Raw genomic sequence first — 20,982 nt, forward strand, 5'->3', positions numbered from 1 at the left:
AGTCGTTCACCCGTCAGGGGTACGAAGCCTGTACGTAGCTCGCCCGGTCTACGCGGCGGGTCAGTCCCTGCCCTGCCCGATGCGCCGAGCCCACCGTTCGGGTGATTGCTCCGGCGACGGGCACCACCGGATATCCGACCCTTCGGATAACCCGACATACTGTGCTAATGACTACACACAAGACAATTCCCCCCTTGATTCACCAGACATGGAAAGACGCCGACCTCCCTCCGGCATGGCAGAAGTGGGCCGAGTCCTGGCGGCGGAACCACCCCGGATGGGGTTACCGGTTGTGGACGGACGCCGACAATCGCGCCTTCCTCCAGGAGCACTATCCGTGGTTCCTGCCGGTCTACGACGGCTATCCCGAACCGATCATGCGGGCCGACGCGATCCGCTATTTCCTGCTCGACCATTTCGGCGGCCTCTACGTGGATCTGGATTTCGAGTGCCTGAAGCCGGTCTCCGACCTCCTTGACGGGCGCGAACTCGTCCTCGGCTGCGAACCCGAGGCACACACCCGCCTGTTGCTGGCCCGGCAGCGCGGATTCACCCGGATCGTCGGCAACGCGTTCATGGCGTCACGGCCGGGCCACCCCTTCTGGGCGGCCCATGTGCACCGTCGACTGGTCGGCGCCCACAAGCTGCCGCACACGCTCGATGCGACCGGCCCCTTCTTCCTCACCAGAGCGGTCGACAGTGCCCCGGAGCCGGAATCGATCACGGTGGTCGGCCCGGAGGCCCTGTACCCCGAGGTGAGCCCGTACGCGACAGAGCTGTTCGGCCCGCAGGAGGCCGACTACGACCGTGCCTACGCCGTGCACCACTGGTCGGGCAGCTGGGCCTGCGACACCGCGACCGCGCCGAGGGTCTCGGCGGGCCGACGGCTCCCGTTCTGGGCGAGCCAGGAGCGGCAACCGGTCGCCGACGGGCTGCTCAACCTGGAGGCGCAGCGCCGCCGTTGGGCCTCGGGCGCACCGGCGCCGGCCGTGTCCTGTCTGATGGTGACCAAGGACCGCTCGGCGACGGCACGCCGCGCGATCAGGTGCTTCACCGCTCAGACCTACCCGAACCTGGAGCTGGTGGTGCTGGAGGACGGCACCGATGACACGCTCGAGCGGCACATCCGTGACCTGGGCGACCCGCGGATCCGCCACCACCGGCTCCCCCCGGAGCGACGGACCTTGGGGGAGCTGCGCAATGAGGCGGTGGACCGGGCCACCGGGCCGTATGTGTGCCAGTGGGACGACGACGACCTGTACGACCCGGAGCGGGTGGAGACCCAGATGGCGGCGATTCTCGCGCTCGGCGCCGACGCGTGCTTCCTCGCCCGTGAGCGGCTGTGGTGGCCCGCCCGGCGCAAGCTCGCCATCTCCTGCGCGCGGGTCTGGGAAGGGTCGATGGTGTGCGCGAAGGACCGGCTCCCGCGCTATCCGGCCGAGCGCCGTGGCGAGGACACCCCGGTGGCCGAGGAGATCGTCCGAAGCTGCCGGGCCGTCTCGGTGGACGCGTCCGACCTGTACACCTACGTATGCCACGGGAACAACACCTTCGATGAGTCGCATTTCGCGGAGCACTTCGAGGTGGCGACCCAGGTGTGGGCCGAACCCGGCGCCTACGCCGGGCAGTTGCTCGCCATGGCGGCCCGGCTGCCGCTCGAGCCGGGGGACATCGCGCACGCCGAGACCGCCGCGGCCGTCGCGAGCACGTACGAGCGCAAGCCGCGGCCGGTCCCCGAGCCGCCCCCGGCACCGGCGAGCGAGCGGCCCCCGGTGCTGGTGCTCACGCCCCTCAAGGACGCGGCCGCGTTCCTGCCCGGCTATCTGGACCGCCTGCGCACACTGGACTACCCGCGCGAGGCGATCTCGCTGGGCCTGCTGGAGGGCGACAGCAGGGACTCGACCCCGGAACTGCTCCGGCAGCTCCTGCCCGGCATCGAGGGGGAGTTCCGGCGGGTGACCCTCGTCCACCATGACGTCGGCCTCCAATTGGCCGGGGCCCGCTGGGAGCCGGGCATCCAGCGCCGGCGCCGGTCGGTGCTGGCCAAGGTGCGCAACCACCTCCTCGCCCGGGCCCTGGCCGACGAGGAGTGGGTGCTGTGGCTCGACGTCGATGTCACCGGCTACCCGGCGGACCTCGTCCAGCGCCTGCTCGGCGCGGGCAAGGACATCGTCGTCCCGCACTGCGCCACGGCACCCGGCGGGCCGACGTACGACCTCAACACCTTCGTCCTGGCGCCCGGAGCCGCCACGCTCAACTGGGCCCAGTGGCTGCGCGACGGCATCCTTCAACCGCCCAGGGGCTTCGGCCGGACGTATCTCGACGAGTTGCGCGGACGCGGACTCGTCCGCGTCGATTCGGTCGGCGGAACGGCGCTATTGGTCCGTGCGGAGTTGCACCGCGACGGCCTCAATTTCCCGTCCTTCCCCTACCGGCAGCTCATCGAGACCGAGGGGCTGGCCGCGATGGCCCTGGACATGGGAACCGCCTGCTGGGCGCTGCCCGATCTGGAAGTGGTCCATCCGCACCACGGCACACCGCAGCCGGAGCCTGCCCTCCTGACCGTCACGCACAGTAGGTAGTCGTTTTGACACATCGAGTGACAAAACTTACGGTGACTTTGCTGCCCACGCCGCGACATACACCGGCATTCCTGGGCAGATCCCCCGCACCCCAAGGAAAGGTGCCACCGTGAAATCCCGTGTCATGACCTCACTGGCGCTGCCTGCCGCGCTGGCCACGGCCGGACTGCTCAGCACCGCGGAGGCGGCCTACGCCGCCATCGCTCCGGACACGCAGACCGGGACGGCGGCGTACGGGTACTCAGGACAGCCGATGAGCGGCGATGTCACCCTTGCGCCCGGGACCAGCCACCCCTGTGACCCGATAGGCAACGTCACGATCACCGACTACGGGCACTGCTGCCCGCCGGTGAACAACATGACCATCACGGACTACGGGCACTGCTGCCCGCCCGTGAACAACATGACCATCACCGACTACGGGCACTGCTGCAACGTCGGCAACGTCACCATCCCCGACTACGGCTGGTTCTGCAGGGTCGAGGACGACGACCCCGGATTCGAGCGCGGGTTCGGCCACCAGCACGAGCACGCGGCCGGCACCCACGCCCCCCAGCGTGCGGAGCGCACGCACCGCTGACGCGGGATCCGTTCGCCGTGTCCGGCCGTGGGCCCGCGGAAGCGGCCCGGGGGGACGGCCGGCGCGCGGAACACCGGCGCCCGGCCCGCCCGATTCCCCCTCCCGATCCCACGCCCACCCACTCCCATCACCCCCGGCCCCACTCCCGATCCCGTTCCCGCCCCGAACCGAAAGACCGCGCATGTCACACAACCCCGACCCCGTGGTCTCGGTGGTCATCCCCTGCCATGACTACGCCCGCTACCTTCCCCAGGCCGTGTCCAGCATCCTTGCCCAGACCTTCCGGGACTGGGAGCTCCTCATCGTCGACGACGGCAGCACCGACAACACCCTCGAGGTCGCCCGGTCCCTGATCGCCCGCCACCCCGACCGGCGCATCAGGATCGTCCAGCGGGCGAACGGCGGCGTCTCGGCCGCCCGCAACACCGGGATCGAGGCGGCCACCGGCCGCTACGTCCTTCCGCTGGACGCCGATGACGTGATCGCTCCCACGATGCTCGAGAAGACCGTCGCGGTCCTGGACGACAGCCCCGGCATCGCGATCGCCTCCACGGATGTGTTCACGTTCACCGACGACGATCTGCCCCCGCAGGCGATGTCCCTCCCCGCCTACAGCCGGGAACTGATGCTCCAGCGGCTGATCATGTTCTACTGCTCGCTGTACCGCCGGGAGGTCTGGCGGACCGTGGGCGGCTACGACGAGAGCATGCGGGCCGGAGAGGACTGGGACTTCTGGGTCGGCTGCGTCGAGCACGGCTTCGATGCCCACCACATCCATGAGCCGCTGTTCGGGGCGCGCAACAAGGACACGGGCCTCCACGTGGAAGCCGCCGAGAACGACCTGGCCATCCGGGCGCGGATCGTGGCCAACCACCCGAGCCTGTTCAAGCCGATCAGCCGTGGCTGGGCACAGGCCGTGCTCGGCCAGGACGCGGAAGCCTGCCTGCCGGACGAACGCGTGCCCGACGACATCCTCACCCGGGCCGCCGAGATGGATCACTTCCTCACCGCGGTGATGGCCCTGCAGCGCACGGCGCGGGTGCAGCACTACCACATCCAGCGGCTGGAGAAGGAACTGGCGGCACACCGCCACGCGGCCGGCTCTCCCGCCCAGGACCCGACCACGTCGGCGGTGTCCGCCGTCTAGCGTCGTGCTCAGGCCGCGCCGATGCTCGCACCGCCGTCGACGCGCAGGATCTGACCGGTGATGAAACCCGCCTTCTTGGAGAGCAGGAAGGCGATGGCGGCCGCGAGCTCGTCCGGGCGCCCGAACCTTCTCATGGGAACACCCGCCAGGTAGCGGGCGGCTGAGGCGGACCCGGGCGGGTTGTTCTCCCGGAACAACTCGGTCTCGGTGGGGCCCGGGGCGACGGCGTTGACGGTGATCCCGTGTGCCGCGAGCTCTCCGGCCCAGCCCCGCGTCAAGAACTCATTGGCGGCCTTGGCCGCACCGTAGGACGTTCGATCGGGCAACCCCAGGGTGACCAGGCTGGTGACGTTCACCACGCGGCCCCAGGACCGTTCGAGCATGCCGGGCAAGGCGGCCTGGACGATCTGGACCGCGGTGCGCACGTTCATGTCGAGAACCGCGTCGAGGTCGGACAGAGCGACCTGCCCGACGGGCGCGGGTCGCACCATACCCACATTGTTGACCACGGCGTCGACCGGTCCCGCGCCCATCACTTCGCCCAGGACCTGATCGGTGGCCGCGCGGTCGGCAAGGTCGGCCTCGTAGAACTCGCCGGGAAACGACTGCGGTGCGCTGCGGGCGATGCCCACGGGAGTGTGGCCGTCTCCTGCCAGCTGCTCCGCGAGGGCGCGGCCGATGCCTTTGGACGCGCCCGTGATGAGTACTCGCCTACGGGGCATGGGTTCACTCCTTTGCTGCGCGGATCCGCGCACCGATCGCGGGTGAGGGCCGGGGGCCCGGCCCGAAGAGTGGGCTGCCGTCTTTGACAGGCCCGTCATGTTTGACACTGTTGCAAACTTTGACGACACCGCGGGCATCCCCGCCCGCGGCTGTCTGTCGACCAAGACGGCCACCGACGCCCGGGCCGGAACAGAGCTCATCCGGGCCGCGCTCCGCGGGCTGCTGGACGGTCTGGAACGCGTCCTCGCCGAGCGGCTCTCCCGGGACGACGCCGTCGGTCTGCTCACGGTCCCGCCGGTCGAGGCGGCGCGGGTCCTGGTCACCATGACGCGCGGCAACGTCGTCATCGAAAGCGTGTACCGGGATCCGTCCCGGCTGCGGACCGCGGTCAAGACCCTGGTCGACATGATCATCCGCGCCGACTGACGGCCCTCGCCGGCACCCGGCGGTCCCTCCCTCCGACGCGATCCCGGGTGTACCGTTCCTTCCCGCTGGAGCAGGCGGCCGACGCCTGGCGGGCTGTCCAGGAGGAGGGCCGCACCCGCGGCCGGATCGTGCTGGACATCGACGCCAACTGACGTCAGCCCCCTACCTGCGGCTTCATCGCGGGCAGGGGGCTTCGGTGCACGGCAGCCGCGAGGGCCGATGCGCGAACTCTCAGCGCAGCGCCGCCTCGCCCGAGTACACCGCACGCAGCGCGCGCTCGACCGTCTCCTCGTTTTCGCCGACCGGGGCCACGTAGTCCAGGATGCCGCGTGCCGCGGTCTCGCCGACGGTGCGGGTGATGACCCATGTGGCGAGGTACTGGGACGACAGGCAGCCGCCCGCCGTGGCGATGTTTCCCTCGGCGTGGAAGGGGGCGTCCAGTACGGTGACGCCGCCGGCCTCGACGAAGGGGCGGCTCTTCTGGTCCGTGCAGGCGGGCATGCCGTTCAGCAGCCCGAGCCGCGAGAGCACCAGCGCGCCGGAGCACTGGGCGCCGATCAGCTGGCGTGAGGGGTCGAGGGGGAGGCGGGAGATCAGTTCGTCGTCGGCGACTACCTCGCGCGCCTTCACGCCGCTGCCGATCAGGACGACGTCGGCTTCGGTCACGAACTCCATCGGGCGCTGGCCGGTGACCTCGACGCCGTTCATGGAGGCGACCACCGGCGTCGGTGTGGTGATGAAGGCCTCCAGGCCGTCCTTGCGGCATCGGTTGATCAGCGCGGAGGCGATGAAGCTGTCGAGCTCGTTGAATCCGTCAAAGGTGACCACGGCTACCTGCGGCATGGCATCTCCTCACGTGCGGTAAGGCGGCTCGATAAGCGGCTCAGTGTCCCCCGGGCGCCGGGACCGGGTCGCGGGCCAATCCGGGGGCGGTGGCTCATCGGGCCATAAGACCTCTTAAGGACTTACGCTGAAATCGTCCGCTGCGGCCGCACAACCGAGGGACGGGACGGTGAGCTACGCATGGCCAAGTACGAGCAGATCGCCGATGCCCTGCGGCAGAGCATCCGCGCGGGTCAGCTGCTGCCCGGGGAGCGGCTTCCGGCCGAGGACAAGCTCGCGGCGCGGTATCGGACCAGTGTGCCGACGCTGCAGCGGGCGCTGTCGGAGCTGGTGGCCGAGGGGCTGATCGACCGGCGGCACGGGGTGGGGACGTTCGTCCGCACTCCGCGCCGGCGGGTCATGCGGAGCAACGACCGGCACCAGTGGGAGAAGGACCGGGTGCGCCGGTCCACGGCGGAGCGGCTGCGGACCGGGTCCACCGAGCACGACACCGGGCTGGAGGTGACCGACCTCGCCTTCCACGCCGAGTACCGCGACGCGAAGGCCGACGAGGACCTGGCGTCGGTCTTCGGGGTCCCCATGGGCACGCGGGTGCTGGAGCGTATCTACCGCACCAACTGCCGCGCGGAGGACGCGCCGTTCGCCCTGGTGCACTCCTACCTCGTCCACGACGTGGTGGCCGCCAATCCGGATCTGCTCGACGCCGCCAACGAGCCCTGGCCCGGCGGCACCCAGAATCAGCTCTACACGATCGGCATCGAGCTGGACCGCGTAGAGGAACGGATCACGGCCCGGCCGCCGACGGTGGAAGAGGCAGAAGCCCTCGGGCTGAAGAAGGGGGTGTCGGTGATCGTCCTGCGCAAGATCTGTACGGATATCCGCGACCGGGTCGTGGAGGTCTCCGACGTGACGCTGTGCGGAGACCGTACGGAGCTCGTCTTCACCACGTCCCTGAAGAGATGGTGACCATGCCGAACCCCCTGATGGTGACCATGCCGCACACCCTGAGGACCATATGAACACCATCACCGTCATCACCGCGGTCCACGCCCCGGGCGCCGAGCATCTGCCGGACGCCTACAAGTCGTTGTGCGAGCAGGAGCTGCCGGACGGCTGGGACTGGCAGTGGGTCATCCAGGAAGACGGCGAGACCGACGCCGTACGCCCCTACGTCCCCGACGACGCCCGCGTCAGCTTCGGCCAGGGCCGGGCCGGCCGGGCCGCGATGGCCCGCACGATGGGGCTCTCCCGCGCCGAGGGCGAGTACGTCAAGGTGCTGGACGCCGATGACATGCTCACCCCCGGCGCCCTCGCCCGCGACCTCCGCGCGCTCACCGGCCACCCCGATCTCGGCTGGGCCACCTGCCGCGCCCTGGACCTGCTGCCCGACGGCTCCACCGTCGGCTTCGAGGGCGATCCGCCGCAGGGGCCCATCGCGCGCGGCGCCCTCCTCGAGTTCTGGCGGGCGAACGACTACCGTGCCCAGGTCCACCCCGTCACCCTCTTCGTCCGCCGGGACCTGCTCCTCGCCCTCGGCGGCTGGATGGCCCTGCCCGCGTCCGAGGACACCGGCCTCCTCATGGCCCTCAACGCGGTCAGCCGCGGCTGGTTCACCGCCGAGACCGGCCTGCTCTACCGCAAGTGGCCCGGCCAGGTCACCAGCCAGTCCGCCCACACCGACGAGGCCGAGCGCGCGGCCCGCTTCGCGGTGGTCGAGGCCCGGGCCCGGGTCCTGGCCGCCATGGACGGCTGGCGCTACGACGCGCGCTAGATGTACTGACCCGAGAGATTGGGGACGCGGCTGGCGGGTGGCAACCCCTTCAGGGCGGTGTGTCTCCGATGGTGGTTGTAGTTGTGCAGCCACGCGGGGAACGCGTCGCGGCGTTCCTGTTCACTGAGGTAGGGCCTGGCGTAGACCCATTCGTCAAGGAGGGTGCGGTTGTAGCGTTCGACCTTCCCGTTGGTCTGTGAGCGGTGGGGGCGGGTGTGCGGTGGACCATGTGGGTCTTTCTGGTTTGAGGATGACGATGGGCCGGGCACGGGTGGTGTCCCGAGGCCCCGGCCATCTCGCGGGCGCTCACGAACGGTGTGGTGTCGAAGTGGTCGATGTTCAGCGGGTTGTCGCGCCTGCTTAGGGCCGCTTGGGATCCAGGGGGCTTTGCGGGCGCAGGTTGCCTTGGTCGTCGAGGTCGTTCAGCACCGCAGGCAGCCCCTTGGTGAGCATCTTGGTGCGGATGGTGCCAAGGATCTTGGCCATGAAGTAGCCTCCGGCCCCGGTGAAGCCGGTGTGGTCGTAGGTGAAGCGCGTTCCGCTGCCGTGCGGTGTGAGTCGGTAGGCGACCTCAGTGACCTCGCCACCGCTTTCGTCCTGCCACGAGTAGCGCAGCAGCGAAGGCTCGCGTACCTCCAGCACCTCGCACAGTACGACGCCGCTCCAGCCCGGCTTGGGGTTCGCGATGAACTTGAACTTGGTGCCGACCGTGGTGGCGAAGCCCGCTGGCCGAGCGCCGGCGCCGGTGGCCGTCCACAGCGGAATCAGCTCCGGATCGGTGACCGCGCGCCAGACCTTCTCCGGTGGATGCGGGTAGTCGCGGACGATGTGGATGACGCTCATTGAGGGCTCCTGTCGCATGCAGGCGTCAAGCCAGCGCATATTTCAGTGATGGTAAACTTACAGTAGCAGAAAATATTTTAGGGACTGGACTATGCTTCGGTGATGACCATGCGCACCGTGGATTGGACGGCCCTGCGCCCGCGTGACGAGGTACCCGCCGTCGAGGGGCTACGGGAGCGTAAGAAACGGCTTCTTCGACGGCAGCTGTCCGACACAGCCACCGAGATGTTCATGGAGAGGGGCTTCGACGCGGTACGGGTCGCCGAGATCGCAGAAGCCTGCGGGGTCTCGGAGAAGACGGTGTTCAACTACTTCCCGACCAAGGAATCCCTCGTCCTCGATCTGGGCGAGGCCACGATGGCCTCGCTGAGAGCCATCCTGGCCGATCCAGGCCTGTCGCCGGTCGACGCGGTGTTGAAGATCCTCTCCAGCGAGCTGGCCAACATCACGTCATGGCTGAGCTCTCAGAACGACCCGGCCGAGGCCAAGGCCATGCTTCTGCGCTTCGGCATGCTGGTGGGATCCACTCCGTCTCTGCGGGCCTATCAGCGCGACACCGCCGACAAGCAAGTCGCCGTAGCCGCCGAAGCCTTGGCCCAGCGAACCGGGATGAGCTCGGACGACCCCGAATCGCAGATCGCCGCAACCGCCCTGCTCGCTCTGTGGCCCATCCAGTTCCGGGCGCTGCGCAAGCACCTGAACCGCACCCAGACCTTCGAAGAACTGCACGACGCCGTGAGTGCCGACGTCCAACGCGCAGCCCGACTCATCGACGTCGGACTCAACTCGCTGGAGACCCGGCCAGAGCAGTCAGAGATTCAGACGTCCGGCCCCGGGGCGCCGTAAGCCACAGCGCCGCGATCGCAGCTTCCCCTGGTCGACCCCACCCTGTCACCAACCTCTGTGGGTAGAACAGCTGGACCTGCCGGGCGGCGGCACCGATGAGTTTGTGCGGCCTCCCCGGTCTGAGAGGTGGAGGAGCTCACCGACCCAGGAGGAGCTCACCGACCGCTTCCCCCGGAGGGGCATCATGAGGAAGATCACCGCCAGCCTGTTCATCTCGCTCGACGGGGTCGTGGAAGCTCCCGACCAGTGGCACTTCCCCTATTTCAACGACGAGATGGGCGCCGCCGTCGACGCGTCCTTCGCCACGGCCGACACCCTCCTCCTGGGCCGTAAGACCTACGACAGCTTCGCCGGCGCGTGGCCCGGCCGTGAGGCGGAGGGCGGCGAGGACGCCGGTTTCGCCAAGAAGCTCGGCGACGCCCGCAAGATCGTCGCCTCCCGCCAGGATCTGACGTTCACCTGGCGGAACTCCGAACTGCTCAAGGGAGAGCTGGCCGACGCCGTCACCGCGCTGAAGCGCGAACCGGGCGGGGACATCGCCCTCAGCGGCTCGGTCTCCGTCGTCCGGCAGCTCCTGGCGCACGGCCTGCTGGACGAGTTGCACCTGCTGGTGCACCCGATCGCCGTCCGCAAGGGCATGCGGCTGTTCGACGAGGCCGACACCACGGTCCCGCTGAGACTGCTGTCCTCCGCGACCTTCCGCACCGGCGTGCTGCACCTGGTCTACGCGCTGGCCGAGCCGACGGGCGACGCGACGTACGACGACGCCAAGGTCCACCTGCCCCGGGACGACCAGTAGCACCGTCCGCCACGCACCGTCTGCGTCAGGGCAAGGTCTCCGCGTCCACCCGCGAGAAGACCAGGTCGCTTTCCTCGGTGACCGGGCCCCGCCGGCGCATCGGCACCTCCGGCGCGCGCCGGAGTGCGTCCGGGTAGGTGCCCGCCGCGTAGTCGTTGGTCAGGCGGTAGACGTGGAAGCCGTGGGTCTTGAGGGCCGTCAGCAGTTCGTCCACGGAGTCGCCGAGGTCGGCCATGCGCTGGGGGGTGACCTCGACGGTCAGTTCGGCGTCGGGGCGCAGTTTGTCCAGCAGGGGGAGGAGGCCGCGGACGACCCCGCCCTCCGCGCCCTCCACGTCGACCTTGATCACCCTGGCGCGGGCGATCTCCTCCTCGGTGAGGAGGCGGGGCAGGGGCTGGGCCGCGATCTCGAAGGTGGACTCGGCCGGGCCGTCGTAGGGGACGACGCTGTTCGCGCCCATGTTGCGGGAGCTGGCGAGGATGAACGTCAGCAGCTCGTCGCGGTCGGAGACGGCCGCGTTGATCGCGCGGATGTTGGCGCATGCGTTGCGCCGTGCGTGCCGCAGGAGGATGCGGTGGAAGGCCGGCGAGGCTTCGATCGCCACCACCTTGCCGCGTGCCCCGACGAGGCGGGAGGCCAGGACGCTGTAGTAGCCGATGTTGGCGCCGACGTCCACGAAGACGTCCCCGGGCTTCAGGCGCCGCTGGAGCCACCGCGTCATGTGCGGTTCCCAGACGCCGAAGAGGTAGAGGTAGCGCTGGATGAGGTCCTGTGTGTCGACGGCGAACGTGGCGCCGAAGCGCGTACGGGCCAGGCGGTGCAGGGGGCGGTCCCGCAGGGCGGCGTTGAGGTGGTGCTCGACCAGGGCCCGCTTTCCGGCGCTCCAGGGCGCATGGCGGACGTACTCGCGGCCGAGGTCCAGAGCGGCCTGGTCGAGCCTGTTGATCACGGGGCCTCCCGGGGGTGCGCGCTCGTCGCTCGTTCGGCGTCGAGCCTCCCCCTGACATGGAAGCGCCCGACCGCTGGCGACGGGGGATGCACCAGCGGTCGGGCTGTACCTAAGAGTAACGCGGCTCCTCGCGTGTGGGAGCCGACTCCTCCCTCCGATAAGGAGTTGTGACCGCGATCACGCAACGTTCTCGCAACGTCGTCACCGACCGCAGGGAGGCTCGTACGACAGCCGCGGCAGATACTCGTCCCATTTCCCCGGTGTCAGCACGCCCCGGGTCATCGAGCAGATGCGTCGATCCGCCTCGTCCACGTCCAGGCTCCACAGCCGGACCGTGTCGGCGCCGCTGGACACCCCGAGCATCCGGTTCCCGCGGCTGAACGACAGGAAATTGCCGGTCTTGGCGTTGGGGCTCAGCGACTGGCCGATGGACGCGGCCTTGGAGGGGACGGTGACGTCCCACAGGCGGGCCGTGTTGTCGTTGCCGCCGCTCGCCAGGGTGCTGCCGTCCCGGCTGAACGACAGCGACACGATCGCGTCGGTGTGGCCGGTGAGCGGGGAGCGCAGCCGGGTCGCCCTGCCGGGGTCGGTGACGTTCCAGAGCCGGACGGTGTTGTCGTCGCTGCCGCTGGCCAGGGTGCGGCCGTCCGGGCTGTAGGCGAGCGCGTTGACGGGGCCGAGGTGTCCCGTGACGCGCGGGCCTCGTCGGACCGCGTGACGCGGGTCGGTCACGTTCCACAGCCGGATGGTGTTGTCCGCGCTGCCGCTGGCCAGGGTGCGGCCGTCCGGGCTGAAGACGAGGGAGTTGACATAGCCCTTGTGGCCGGTGAGCGGCGCGCCGAGCCGGCGGACCCGGGACAGGTCGGCGACGTTCCACAACTGGATGGTGTTGTCGTTGTACGCGGTCGCCATGACGCGCCCGTCCGGGCTGAAGGCCAGCGCGCCCGCGAACCGGGTCCGCAGGGGGACGGGCGGCCGGTAGGCGACGGGGCGGGCCGGGTCGGCGACGTTCCACAGCCGCACCTCGCGGTCGCCGGTCATCATCGCGAGGGTGTGGCCGTCGGGGGAGAAGGTCAGTTCACGGATCGCGCCCTCGCCGGGGCTGAACGGCTTGCCCAGCGACACCGGCCGGCGCGGCTTCTCCACGTCCCACAGCCGGACCTTCTCGTCCCGCCCGGCCGTGGCGAGCACCTGTCCATCCGGGCGGAACGCTCCGCTGCGGCCGACCATGTCCGACGTCGGCAGCGTCCACAGGCGGACCGTGTTGTCGCCGGTCCCGGTGGCGAGGGTGCGGCCGTCGGGGCTGAAGCCCAGGGCGTACATCTCGCCGCTGCTGCCCGCGAGCGGCTCGCCGACCTGCGAGGGGTACTCCGGATCGCTGACGTTCCACAGGCTCGCCGTGCTGTCCTGGCTGGCGGCGGCGAGCATGGATCCGTCCGGGCTGAAGGACACCGACCAGATGGGGCCGGTGTGGCCGGTGAGCGGCGAGCCCAGTGGCTCCGCGCGCCGCGGATCGCCGACCTTCCACAGCCGGACGGTGTTGTCCGCGCTGCCGCTGGCCAGCGTCCGGCCGTCGGGGCTGAAGGCCACCGAGTGCACCAGGTCCTTATGGCCGGTCAGCACCGTCTCGATCCGCTTCGGACGACGCGGATCGGCCATGTTCCAGAGCCTGATCGTGCCGTTGTCGCCACCGGCCGCCAGGGTGCGGCCGTCGGGGCTGAACGCCACGGAGCGTACGGCGGCGGTGTGGCCGGTCAGCGCGCCGAGCGGCCTCGGCCGGCCCGGGCGGCTCATGTCCCAGAGGCGAACGACGCGATCTTCGGTGGCCGTGGCCAGGGTGCGTCCGTCCGGGCTGAAGGCGAGCAGATAGATCGTGCCGTCGTGGCGGGACAGGGGCGCGCCGAGCGGGCGCGGGTGGCGGGGGTTCCGCACGTCCCACAGCCGGACCGTGCCGTCGTCGCCGGCGCTGGCCAGGGTGCGGCCGTCCGGGCTGAAGACCGCGCTGCTCACCCAGCTGGTATGGCCGGTGAGGGGTTTGCCTAGCGGTTTGGGGCGGGCCCGGTCGCTCACGTCCCACAGCCGTACGGTCCGGTCGTAGCTGGCGGTGGCCAGCAGCCGTCCGTTCGGGCTGAAGGTGGTGAGGTAGACGGCGCCGGTGTGGCCGTGGAGCGGGGTGGCCAGCGGCGCGTTCACCACCGAGAGCAACCGGTTCTTCGTGGCCTCGTCGTCCGGCCGCAACCGGTGTGCCACCAGCGCGAGTTGGGCGGAGAGCGACGGATCCGTGTACTGGAAGCGATCGGCTTCGGTCACCACCTGCTCGAACACCGCGTCGTCCCGCTGCTGCCAGGCGACCACCGCCGTACCGGCCGCCAGGACCGCCAGGACGACCAGAGCCGACACCGCACCCCGGCTGAGCCACACCGTGCGCCGGCGCAGCCGGACGGACGCGGCCAGGAACTCCACCGCGCTGCGGGTCAGATAGGTGCCGCCGGCGGTCTTCGCCCAGGTGTGGGCCTGCTCCAGGCGGGAGCCCCGGTAGAGCAGCGACGCGTCGCGGTTCGAGCCCTCCCAGGCCCGGCCGTCCTCCTCCAGCCGCTGGCGCACCAGATGGTCGTTCCGGTCCTCGTCGATCCAGTCGCGCAGCCGTGGCCAGGCGTGCAGCAGCGCCTCGTGGGTGATCTCCACGGTCTCCGCGTCGAGCGTCACCAGGCGGGCGCGGACCAGCGCTTCGAGCGATTCCTCCGTCTTGCCCGGGTCCGTCGACTCCTTCGCGAGCTGGTGCCGCGTCCCCCGCCTGCGGGTGGCCTGGGTGTCCTCGCCCAGCCGGACCAGCCGCAGCAGCAGCAGCCGCGCGGCCGTGCGCGCCTCGGTGTCGAGGTCGGACCAGGCGCGCTCGGCGGTGGCCGCCACGGCGCCCTGGATGCCGCCCGCCGCGCGGTAGCCGGCCAGCGTCAGCCGTCCCGCCTTGCGCCGCTGCCAGGTGGCGAGCAGGGCGTGGGACAGGAGCGGCAGTACGCCCGCGTCATGCGTGCCCCGAGGGCTGTCGGCGCTCACTTCACGGACGATCAGCTCGGCCAGCCCGGGTTCGAGTTCCAGCCCCACGGCCTTGGCCGGGCCGGTCACCGCTTCGCGCAACTCGGCGGTGGTCAGCGGCCCGAGCACCATGTGCCGGTGCTGCAGCGCGTCGGCGAGTTCGGGATAGGCCAGGCACAGCTCGTAGAAGTCGGCGCGGATGCCGAGGACGACGAGCACAGGGGGCGGCTCGCCGGGGCCGTCGGGCGTGCAGACGGCGTGGAGGAGCTGGATGAACGCGCGCCGGTCCGCCTCGTCGGAGCCGAGGGTGAACGCCTCCTCGAACTGATCCACGATCACCACCGGACGGGCGGCGGTGGACGTCTCGCGGTCCGCCCACGCCGTGACGGCCTCGCGCACCGCCCGCGCGAACCCGCGGGTGCCGGGCTCCGGAGCCTCGGTGCCGGACTCCCGCGCCTCGGTGCCGGGCTCGCGCGCCTCCGGTTCGGCCGACGTGGGGACGACGTCCGCGAGTTCGGGTATCCGGCGGGCCAGCTCGGCGAGCGGATCGGCGCCCGGCACGAGCTGCAGCACCCGCCGCTCGCGCAACGCGGGCACCAGCCCGGCGTTCAGCAGGGAGGACTTCCCCGCCCCGGAGGCGCCCACGAGCACGACCAGGCCGCCCGTCTCCTCCGCCGCGCACAGCTGGGCGACGAGGGCGTCCGTGCTCCGCTCGCGGCCGAAAAACCACCGGGCGTCCTGCTGACGGTAGGAGGCCAGCCCCCGGTACGGGCAGACGCCACCGGAGACGGCCGGGGTTTCGGCCGGCGGCCGTTCCTCTTCTTCCGCGGACGCGTCGGGGCGCTCGCCGACCGGGTCGGCCACCGCGCGTTCCCACAGCCGCTGCCAGTGGGCCATGTCGTACAGGCCCTTGGACACCGGCACGGGCCGCGCGCGGCGGGCGTCGGGTATCAGGACGAGCAGGACGGCCGCGAGGGCGATGAACTGGGCGGGTACGTTCTTGGCCCGTCGCCAGTCGCTGATCCGCTGGGCGGAGACCCGTACGGGACGCCCTCGCTCATCGGCCCGCTGGAGTCGGACGACCGCCTCGGACACGCTCTTGAGGGGAGGGTTGCCGGCCTCCCGGTACAGCAGCGCGAGGCGTTCCGCGAAGGCTGTGCGTGCCCCCGAGTCGGAACTCAAGGTCTCCACTCCTTACTTCCCCCGCGCTCTGAACATCCGGACCGGAAAACTCACTTTATACGGCTGACCAGCGGTGAAGCCGGTAATGCGATACCGGAACCTCCTCGGTGAGAGGCACAACTGGCAGGATCATGGCGCAGTAGCGCACCCCACCACGAGCCGCCCGGCAAGGCCATCAGCTCAGCGCACGGAGAGACAACCCATGACACCGCAAGTTCTCGGTCAGCTTTCGTCGACGTCATACGTTTCGCCGGAGCCACGAGACGGCGGTCGCGGGCCCGTCGCATGAGTTCGAGAGATCCGTGGAGCCGGTCCCGTCCGGACGGCTGTCGCATCGACCACGGATCCGGCCTCCGCACCTGATCCGCGCCGGCACGGCGCGGATCGCCACCGCCCCACGGTTCGGCACCGGTCCCCACGAGGGGAGGGACCGGCGCCGAACGTGGGAGCGGGTCAGGTCATCGGGGCGCGGCGGGCCAGTCGCCGGGGCCGCCGCCGTTCCATTCGATCAGCTCGGGGTTGTCGAGGGTCGCGTTCTCTTCCAGCACACCCGCGCGCTGCAGGAGCCGCCGGAGCTCGTCCGCGCTCACCACCACGCCGACGTCCTGGCCGTCGATCAGCACACGACGGCGGCCGTCCAGCGGTTCGTCCACCACGACGCGGGCAGGGGCCGGGGTCTTGTCCTCCATAGCACCAGGCTCGCCGCATCCGGCGCCGCCCGCACCTCGGGCGGGACGCCGACGAGGCCGAACGGCAGAGGGACGTACCGACGAGGCCGAACGGCAGAGGGACGTACCGACGAGGCCGAACGGCAGAGGGCCCGGCCCACGGGGCCGACGGCAGAGGGCCTGGGACCGGTCACCCGGTCCCAGGCCCTCCGTCATGCCGGTCGTGCGGTGGTGCGGTCGCGCCGATCCTGCCGGTCGTACGTCGTGCGGTCGTGCCCGTCAGCCGCAGCAGCCGCCGCACTGGCACGGACCGCCGGACTGGCAGCCGCAGCCGCAGCCCGATCCGCAGCCGCATGCGCCGACCGGGTTGCCGACGGGTTGGGTCGGAGGGGTTTCGGGCTTGGAGAGGTCCGCCATGCGTCGCCTCCTCGGGAGGGGTCACGTCACCTGCTCTTCATGGTGCCGACGACCCGGCGGCCGCGCGCAGGGGCGCGTCGACGGCGCTTCGATGCACGCCGTCGCGGACGCTCACGCCCCTTCGACGTCTCCCTGCGGGGACATCTCGTCGGCGTGCTCACCGGTGACCAGGTAGACCACGCGCTTGGCGACGGAGACCGCGTGGTCGGCGAACCGCTCGTAGTAACGGCCCAGCAGCGTGACGTCCACGGCGGTCTCTATGCCGTGCTTCCAGCGGTCGTCCATCAGGTGCTGGAAGAGGGTGCGGTGCAGCAGGTCCATCGCGTCGTCGTCCTGCTCCAGCTGGAGCGCGAGGTCGACGTCCTTGGTGATGATGACCTCGGCGGCCTTCGCCATCAGCCGCTGCGCGAGCTGGCCCATCTCCAGGATCGTGGCGTGCAGATCGTGCGGCACGGCCGAGTCCGGGAAGCGGAGCCGGGCCAGCTTGGCGACATGCTGCGCGAGGTCGCCGGAGCGCTCCAGATCGGCGCTCATCCGCAGGCTGGTCACCACGATCCGCAGATCGGTGGCGACCGGCTGCTGCCGGGCCAGCAGGGCTATCGCCCGTCCCTCCAGATCCCGCTGCAGATCATCGACCTTCTCATCGGCGGCGATGACGCTCTCGGCGAGCTTGAGGTCCGCGTCGAGAATGGCAGTGGTGGCACGGCCGATGGCCGAACCGACGAGCCGGGCCATGTCGACCAGGCCGTCCCCGATCGAATCAAGCTCCTCGTGGTACGCGTCCCGCATCACTGACCTCTTTCACTGACTCTCGGTGACGATCTCTGACAGGTTTCTGGCAGATCTCCGTGGCTTTTGCCCTCGAGGGCCCCACACTTCCACGCTCCGGCCGGAACGCGTCCGCTTCCGGCATCGGGCGTTAATCACACCTAACTCCCAGGTGAACTCTCGGCAACGTGACCCCGGCCGCCCCGTGTGACACCTGCCCGGCGAAACGTCCGGAGTGAACCGATACCGACGCCGCGGTGAACTCTCGGCAACGTATGACCAAGGGGATCGTCACGGGGCTGTGGAGCGGTCTCGCCGCCCGCATAACCTGGACGCATGAACGTGAACGCGGCGATCGCCGCAGTGGCGGCGCTCGCCGGGTTGTGCACCGGCGTCATCGCCATGCTGGCGTTCCGCTGGAGCGAGCGTGAACAGGCGAAGCCTACGCGCTCCTCACTGCATACCGACGCCGTGCTGCCGCCCGGCGTCGACACCGTCCTGTCGGTGCTGCGCTCCTCGGCCGTCGTCCTCGACGAAGCGGACGCCGTCGTCAAGGCAAGCTCGGCCGCGTACGCGCTGGGCCTGGTGCGCGGCGGCAAGCTGGCCGTGGAGCCGATGCTGGCGATGGCCCGAGACACCCGGCGGGACGGTGAGATCCGCCAGATCGAGCTGGATCTGCCGCGCCGCGGCACCGGCCGGGGCGGGGACGCGCTCGCGGTGTCCGCCAGAGTGGCCCCGCTGGGCTCCCGGCTGGTCCTGCTGCTGGTGGAGGACCTCACCGAGGCCCGCCGGATCGAGGCCGTGCGACGGGACTTCGTCGCCAACGTCAGCCATGAGCTCAAGACCCCGGTCGGCGCCCTGTCCCTGCTGTCCGAGGCCGTGATGGACGCGTCCGACGACCCGGAGGCGGTCAACCGCTTCGCCGGCCGGATGCAGGTCGAGGCGACCCGGCTGACCAGCCTCGTCCAGGAGCTCATCGACCTCTCCCGGGTGCAGAACGACGACCCGCTGGAGGACGCCGAGCCGGTCCGGGTGGACGAGCTCGTCGCCGAGGCCATCGACCGGTGCCGCCACCAGGCGGGCACCAAGCAGATCACGATGGCCACGGGCGGCACCGCCGATCTGCACGTCTGGGGCAACCGCGGCCAGCTGGCCGCCGCGCTCGGCAACCTCGTCGAGAACGCGGTCAACTACAGCCCGGCCCGTACCCGCGTCGGCATCGCCGCCCGCCGCATCCCCGCCACCGGCGGGGACCTGATCGAGGTCGCCGTGACCGACCAGGGCATAGGCATCTCCGAGAAGGACCGCGAGCGGATCTTCGAGCGCTTCTACCGGGTCGATCCGGCCCGCTCGCGGCAGACCGGCGGGACCGGGCTCGGTCTCGCCATCGTCAAACATGTGGCCGCCTCGCACGGCGGGGAGGTCACCGTGTGGAGCGCCGAAGGACAGGGCTCCACCTTCACCCTGAGACTCCCGGAAGCCGGTGCGGCACGGGACCGGGACCGCTCGAGGAGCCAGCCGAGCGAGTCGAGCGAGTCGTACGACACCGGAGCAGACCTCGATGGCGAGGACCACGGCCGGCCGTACGAGACCTTCACCAATGAACCACTCTCTGCCCCGGAGGTCCTTCCGTGACCCGAGTTCTGGTCGTCGAGGACGAGGAATCGTTCAGCGACGCGCTGTCGTACATGCTTCGCAAGGAGGGATTCGAGGTCGCGATCGCGACGACGGGGCCCGAGGGCCTCGACGAGTTCGAGCGCAACGGCGCCGACCTGGTGCTGCTCGACCTGATGCTGCCGGGCCTGCCCGGTACGGAGGTCTGCCGCCAGCTGCGCGGCCGGTCCAATGTCCCGGTGATCATGGTGACCGCCAAGGACAGCGAGATCGACAAGGTGGTCGGGCTGGAAATAGGCGCCGACGACTATGTGACCAAGCCCTTCTCCTCACGTGAGCTGGTCGCCCGGATCAGAGCCGTACTGCGCCGCCGCGGTGAGCCGGAGGAGATCACCCCCGCCGCCCTGGAGGCCGGTCCGGTCCGGATGGACGTGGACCGCCATGTGGTCACGGTCGGCGGCGGCAAGGTGGACCTCCCGCTGAAGGAGTTCGACCTGCTGGAGATGTTGCTGCGGAACGCGGGCCGGGTGCTGACCCGGATGCAGCTGATCGACCGCGTCTGGGGCGCGGACTATGTGGGCGACACCAAGACGCTCGACGTCCACGTCAAGCGACTCCGGGCCAAGATCGAGCCCGACCCGGGTGCGCCTCGGTACCTGGTCACGGTGCGGGGTCTGGGCTACAAGTTCGAGCCGTAAGCCATATCCGTGAAGCCGGACCCATGCGCGAGGGCGGCCCTGGAAAGCTCCAGGACCGCCCTCGCGCATGTCCGGGGCCGGTCTCGGTGACCGGCCCCGGTGACGGTCTCAGTGACCGCCGCCGTTCGGGGTCGGCTCGCCCGTCGCGATGCCGTTCGTGGCGCCGCCGCTCTCGGAGCCCGGCTGGCCGCTCGCCGTGTCGCCCGGCTTGTTGGTCGCCGTGCCGGACGGGGTGCCGCTGGGCTTGCCACTGGGCGTACCGCTCGGCGTGCCACCGGGCGTCGCCGAGCCCGACGGCTTGGCGGTCGGCAGCTGGGACGGGCCCCAGCCCTTGAAGTAGCTCGTCGCCGGGACCACGAACGCGGTGACCGGGATATTGCCGGTCGAGCTGAGGTCGAAGACGACCCGTTCCGCGTTGCCGTCCTTGGCGGCCTCGCGCCCGTCGCTGATGACGGCGGAGGCGTTGCCCTTGCCGCCGAAGGCCACCGAGCCGCCGGCCGGGACGACGACCGGGCCGCTCTTGCCCTTGGCCGGGCTGAGCTTCACCCGCGCCTTGGTGCCGGGGAGGGTGATGGCCTTGACGGTCTGGGCCCCCTTGCCGTTGTTGAAGAGCCGGCCGGTGACGACGGCCGGGCCCTTCGCCTTGCGGTCCGGCTGGGTCACCACCGTGGCGTTCTGGATCTTGATATCGCCGACAGCGGTCGCGGCGTTGTCGGGCTTGACCTCCAGCGTCTGCGCGTCGTTCCCGGCTCCGCAGGCGGAGAGCGGGGCGACCGAGACCACGATGGCGGCTGCGGCGAGGGCGCCGCGTCGAAGGCTGCTGCTCACGGCGGCGGCATCTCCTAGGACGAGGTAGACGAGGTAAAGATTGGATCAGCGCGCTTAGATTACCGATCCGCCCTCTTCGGCCTGCACCCGACCCGCCCCAAGGCGCTCGGCCCCGGCCGGCGCATCCGTGCGCTGCCGGTTCCGGCATGCGTTACGAGGTCCGTACGGGGTCCGTACGACGCCCGTACGGCGCCGTCCTGAAGTCCCGAATATCGGCTCGGCCGTTCACGCGGGAGATTATCGGTAAGGAATCCATGCATGTCCG

At 70.5% G+C, this 20,982-nt stretch carries 19 protein-coding genes and 1 pseudogene; 11 read left to right on the top strand and 9 right to left on the bottom strand.

Annotated elements, in window-relative coordinates:
• Nucleotides 1-194 precede the first annotated feature (194 nt).
• The 3 genes from J8403_RS23920 (at nucleotide 195) to J8403_RS23930 (ending at nucleotide 4,309) form a co-directional block, all read left to right on the top strand.
• Entirely contained in the window at nucleotides 195-2,582 is a 2,388-nt protein-coding gene (locus J8403_RS23920) for a glycosyltransferase (protein ID WP_246585956.1), read from the top strand.
• A 109-nt stretch (nucleotides 2,583-2,691) separates the two neighbouring features.
• The gene (locus tag J8403_RS23925; RefSeq protein ID WP_211124949.1) at nucleotides 2,692-3,162 is read left to right on the top strand and encodes a hypothetical protein; all 471 of its coding nucleotides are present in this window, start codon (nucleotides 2,692-2,694) and stop codon (nucleotides 3,160-3,162) included.
• Between the two features lie 181 nt (nucleotides 3,163-3,343).
• Nucleotides 3,344-4,309, top strand: a complete 966-nt coding sequence (locus J8403_RS23930; RefSeq protein ID WP_211124950.1) for a glycosyltransferase family 2 protein — start codon at nucleotides 3,344-3,346, stop codon at nucleotides 4,307-4,309.
• 8 nt (nucleotides 4,310-4,317) lie between these two features.
• Here the strand turns inward: J8403_RS23930 and J8403_RS23935 are convergent, their stop codons facing one another.
• Nucleotides 4,318-5,031: an SDR family oxidoreductase gene (locus J8403_RS23935; protein WP_211124951.1), complete on the bottom strand. Its 714-nt coding sequence runs from the start codon at nucleotides 5,029-5,031 to the stop codon at nucleotides 4,318-4,320.
• Nucleotides 5,032-5,128: 97 nt separating this feature from the next.
• Between J8403_RS23935 and J8403_RS23940 the strand changes: the two genes are divergently transcribed.
• Together J8403_RS23940 and J8403_RS23945 are read left to right on the top strand one after the other, a co-directional pair.
• Nucleotides 5,129-5,458 (top strand): hypothetical protein, encoded by a 330-nt coding sequence (locus tag J8403_RS23940; protein ID WP_211124952.1) that lies wholly within the window; start codon nucleotides 5,129-5,131, stop codon nucleotides 5,456-5,458.
• 47 nt (nucleotides 5,459-5,505) lie between these two features.
• Complete coding sequence (locus tag J8403_RS23945; RefSeq protein WP_211124953.1) at nucleotides 5,506-5,610, top strand: zinc-binding dehydrogenase; 105 nt, start codon at nucleotides 5,506-5,508, stop codon at nucleotides 5,608-5,610.
• A 79-nt stretch (nucleotides 5,611-5,689) separates the two neighbouring features.
• On the opposite strand, the gene J8403_RS23950 is transcribed toward J8403_RS23945, so the two are convergent.
• The gene (locus J8403_RS23950) at nucleotides 5,690-6,301 is read right to left on the bottom strand and encodes a DJ-1/PfpI family protein (RefSeq protein WP_211124954.1); all 612 of its coding nucleotides are present in this window, start codon (nucleotides 6,299-6,301) and stop codon (nucleotides 5,690-5,692) included.
• A 180-nt stretch (nucleotides 6,302-6,481) separates the two neighbouring features.
• Between J8403_RS23950 and J8403_RS23955 the strand changes: the two genes are divergently transcribed.
• Nucleotides 6,482-7,267: a GntR family transcriptional regulator gene (locus J8403_RS23955; protein ID WP_211124955.1), complete on the top strand. Its 786-nt coding sequence runs from the start codon at nucleotides 6,482-6,484 to the stop codon at nucleotides 7,265-7,267.
• 49 nt (nucleotides 7,268-7,316) lie between these two features.
• Nucleotides 7,317-8,072 carry a glycosyltransferase family 2 protein gene (locus J8403_RS23960; RefSeq protein WP_211124956.1) on the top strand — a complete coding sequence of 252 codons (756 nt, stop codon included), beginning with the start codon at nucleotides 7,317-7,319 and terminating at the stop codon, nucleotides 8,070-8,072.
• Here the strand turns inward: J8403_RS23960 and J8403_RS23965 are convergent.
• Together J8403_RS23965 and J8403_RS23970 are read right to left on the bottom strand one after the other, a co-directional pair.
• A pseudogene (locus tag J8403_RS23965) lies at nucleotides 8,069-8,287 on the bottom strand (integrase core domain-containing protein); the annotation flags it as partial. The gene J8403_RS23960 and the pseudogene J8403_RS23965 sit on opposite strands and share 4 nt — an antisense overlap.
• 145 nt (nucleotides 8,288-8,432) lie before the next feature.
• Nucleotides 8,433-8,915, bottom strand: coding sequence for an SRPBCC family protein (locus J8403_RS23970; protein ID WP_211124957.1), 483 nt, complete (start codon nucleotides 8,913-8,915; stop codon nucleotides 8,433-8,435).
• A 102-nt stretch (nucleotides 8,916-9,017) separates the two neighbouring features.
• Here J8403_RS23970 and J8403_RS23975 point away from each other — a divergent pair, with 102 nt between their 5' ends.
• Both J8403_RS23975 and J8403_RS23980 read left to right on the top strand, forming a co-directional pair.
• On the top strand, nucleotides 9,018-9,761 hold the full coding sequence (locus J8403_RS23975) for a TetR family transcriptional regulator (protein ID WP_246585957.1): 744 nt from the start codon (nucleotides 9,018-9,020) through the stop codon (nucleotides 9,759-9,761).
• Nucleotides 9,762-9,945: 184 nt separating this feature from the next.
• A complete protein-coding gene (locus tag J8403_RS23980; RefSeq protein WP_211124958.1) occupies nucleotides 9,946-10,560 on the top strand; it encodes a dihydrofolate reductase family protein in 615 nt (204 codons plus the stop codon).
• A gap of 25 nt (nucleotides 10,561-10,585) precedes the next feature.
• On the opposite strand, the gene J8403_RS23985 is transcribed toward J8403_RS23980, so the two are convergent.
• The 4 genes from J8403_RS23985 to phoU form a co-directional block, all read right to left on the bottom strand.
• Nucleotides 10,586-11,509: an FkbM family methyltransferase gene (locus J8403_RS23985; RefSeq protein WP_211124959.1), complete on the bottom strand. Its 924-nt coding sequence runs from the start codon at nucleotides 11,507-11,509 to the stop codon at nucleotides 10,586-10,588.
• 201 nt (nucleotides 11,510-11,710) lie between these two features.
• On the bottom strand, nucleotides 11,711-15,733 hold the full coding sequence (locus J8403_RS23990; RefSeq protein ID WP_211124960.1) for an nSTAND1 domain-containing NTPase: 4,023 nt from the start codon (nucleotides 15,731-15,733) through the stop codon (nucleotides 11,711-11,713).
• 449 nt (nucleotides 15,734-16,182) lie between these two features.
• Nucleotides 16,183-16,413 (bottom strand): hypothetical protein, encoded by a 231-nt coding sequence (locus tag J8403_RS23995; protein WP_014061583.1) that lies wholly within the window; start codon nucleotides 16,411-16,413, stop codon nucleotides 16,183-16,185.
• Between the two features lie 507 nt (nucleotides 16,414-16,920).
• On the bottom strand, nucleotides 16,921-17,598 hold the full coding sequence (phoU, locus tag J8403_RS24000; protein ID WP_211124961.1) for a phosphate signaling complex protein PhoU: 678 nt from the start codon (nucleotides 17,596-17,598) through the stop codon (nucleotides 16,921-16,923).
• 315 nt (nucleotides 17,599-17,913) lie between these two features.
• Between phoU and phoR the strand changes: the two genes are divergently transcribed.
• Nucleotides 17,914-19,212: a two-component system sensor histidine kinase PhoR gene (phoR, locus tag J8403_RS24005; RefSeq protein WP_086708663.1), complete on the top strand. Its 1,299-nt coding sequence runs from the start codon at nucleotides 17,914-17,916 to the stop codon at nucleotides 19,210-19,212.
• A complete protein-coding gene (gene phoP, locus J8403_RS24010; protein WP_014061580.1) occupies nucleotides 19,209-19,889 on the top strand; it encodes a two-component system response regulator PhoP in 681 nt (226 codons plus the stop codon). Before phoR ends, phoP begins: the two co-directional genes overlap by 4 nt.
• Before the next feature lie 108 nt (nucleotides 19,890-19,997).
• Here phoP and J8403_RS24015 read toward each other — a convergent pair whose 3' ends face one another.
• Nucleotides 19,998-20,717 (bottom strand): DUF461 domain-containing protein, encoded by a 720-nt coding sequence (locus J8403_RS24015; RefSeq protein WP_211124962.1) that lies wholly within the window; start codon nucleotides 20,715-20,717, stop codon nucleotides 19,998-20,000.
• Nucleotides 20,718-20,982: the final 265 nt, after the last annotated feature.

Source organism: Streptomyces yatensis, assembly GCF_018069625.1.
Taxonomy (GTDB): Bacteria; Actinomycetota; Actinomycetes; order Streptomycetales; family Streptomycetaceae; genus Streptomyces; species Streptomyces yatensis.

Excerpts from the sequence above, each read along its gene's own strand:
- J8403_RS23930 (WP_211124950.1), top strand. The coding sequence starts at position 3,344 with ATGTCACACAACCCCGACCCCGTGGTCTCGGTGGTCATCCCCTGCCAT.
- J8403_RS23935 (WP_211124951.1), bottom strand. The coding sequence starts at position 5,031 with ATGCCCCGTAGGCGAGTACTCATCACGGGCGCGTCCAAAGGCATCGGC.
- J8403_RS23940 (WP_211124952.1), top strand. The coding sequence starts at position 5,129 with ATGTTTGACACTGTTGCAAACTTTGACGACACCGCGGGCATCCCCGCC.
- J8403_RS23950 (WP_211124954.1), bottom strand. The coding sequence starts at position 6,301 with ATGCCGCAGGTAGCCGTGGTCACCTTTGACGGATTCAACGAGCTCGAC.
- J8403_RS23955 (WP_211124955.1), top strand. The coding sequence starts at position 6,482 with ATGGCCAAGTACGAGCAGATCGCCGATGCCCTGCGGCAGAGCATCCGC.
- J8403_RS23960 (WP_211124956.1), top strand. The coding sequence starts at position 7,317 with ATGAACACCATCACCGTCATCACCGCGGTCCACGCCCCGGGCGCCGAG.
- J8403_RS23970 (WP_211124957.1), bottom strand. The coding sequence starts at position 8,915 with ATGAGCGTCATCCACATCGTCCGCGACTACCCGCATCCACCGGAGAAG.
- J8403_RS23975 (WP_246585957.1), top strand. The coding sequence starts at position 9,018 with ATGACCATGCGCACCGTGGATTGGACGGCCCTGCGCCCGCGTGACGAG.
- J8403_RS23980 (WP_211124958.1), top strand. The coding sequence starts at position 9,946 with ATGAGGAAGATCACCGCCAGCCTGTTCATCTCGCTCGACGGGGTCGTG.
- J8403_RS23995 (WP_014061583.1), bottom strand. The coding sequence starts at position 16,413 with ATGGAGGACAAGACCCCGGCCCCTGCCCGCGTCGTGGTGGACGAACCG.
- phoU (WP_211124961.1), bottom strand. The coding sequence starts at position 17,598 with ATGCGGGACGCGTACCACGAGGAGCTTGATTCGATCGGGGACGGCCTG.
- phoR (WP_086708663.1), top strand. The coding sequence starts at position 17,914 with ATGAACGTGAACGCGGCGATCGCCGCAGTGGCGGCGCTCGCCGGGTTG.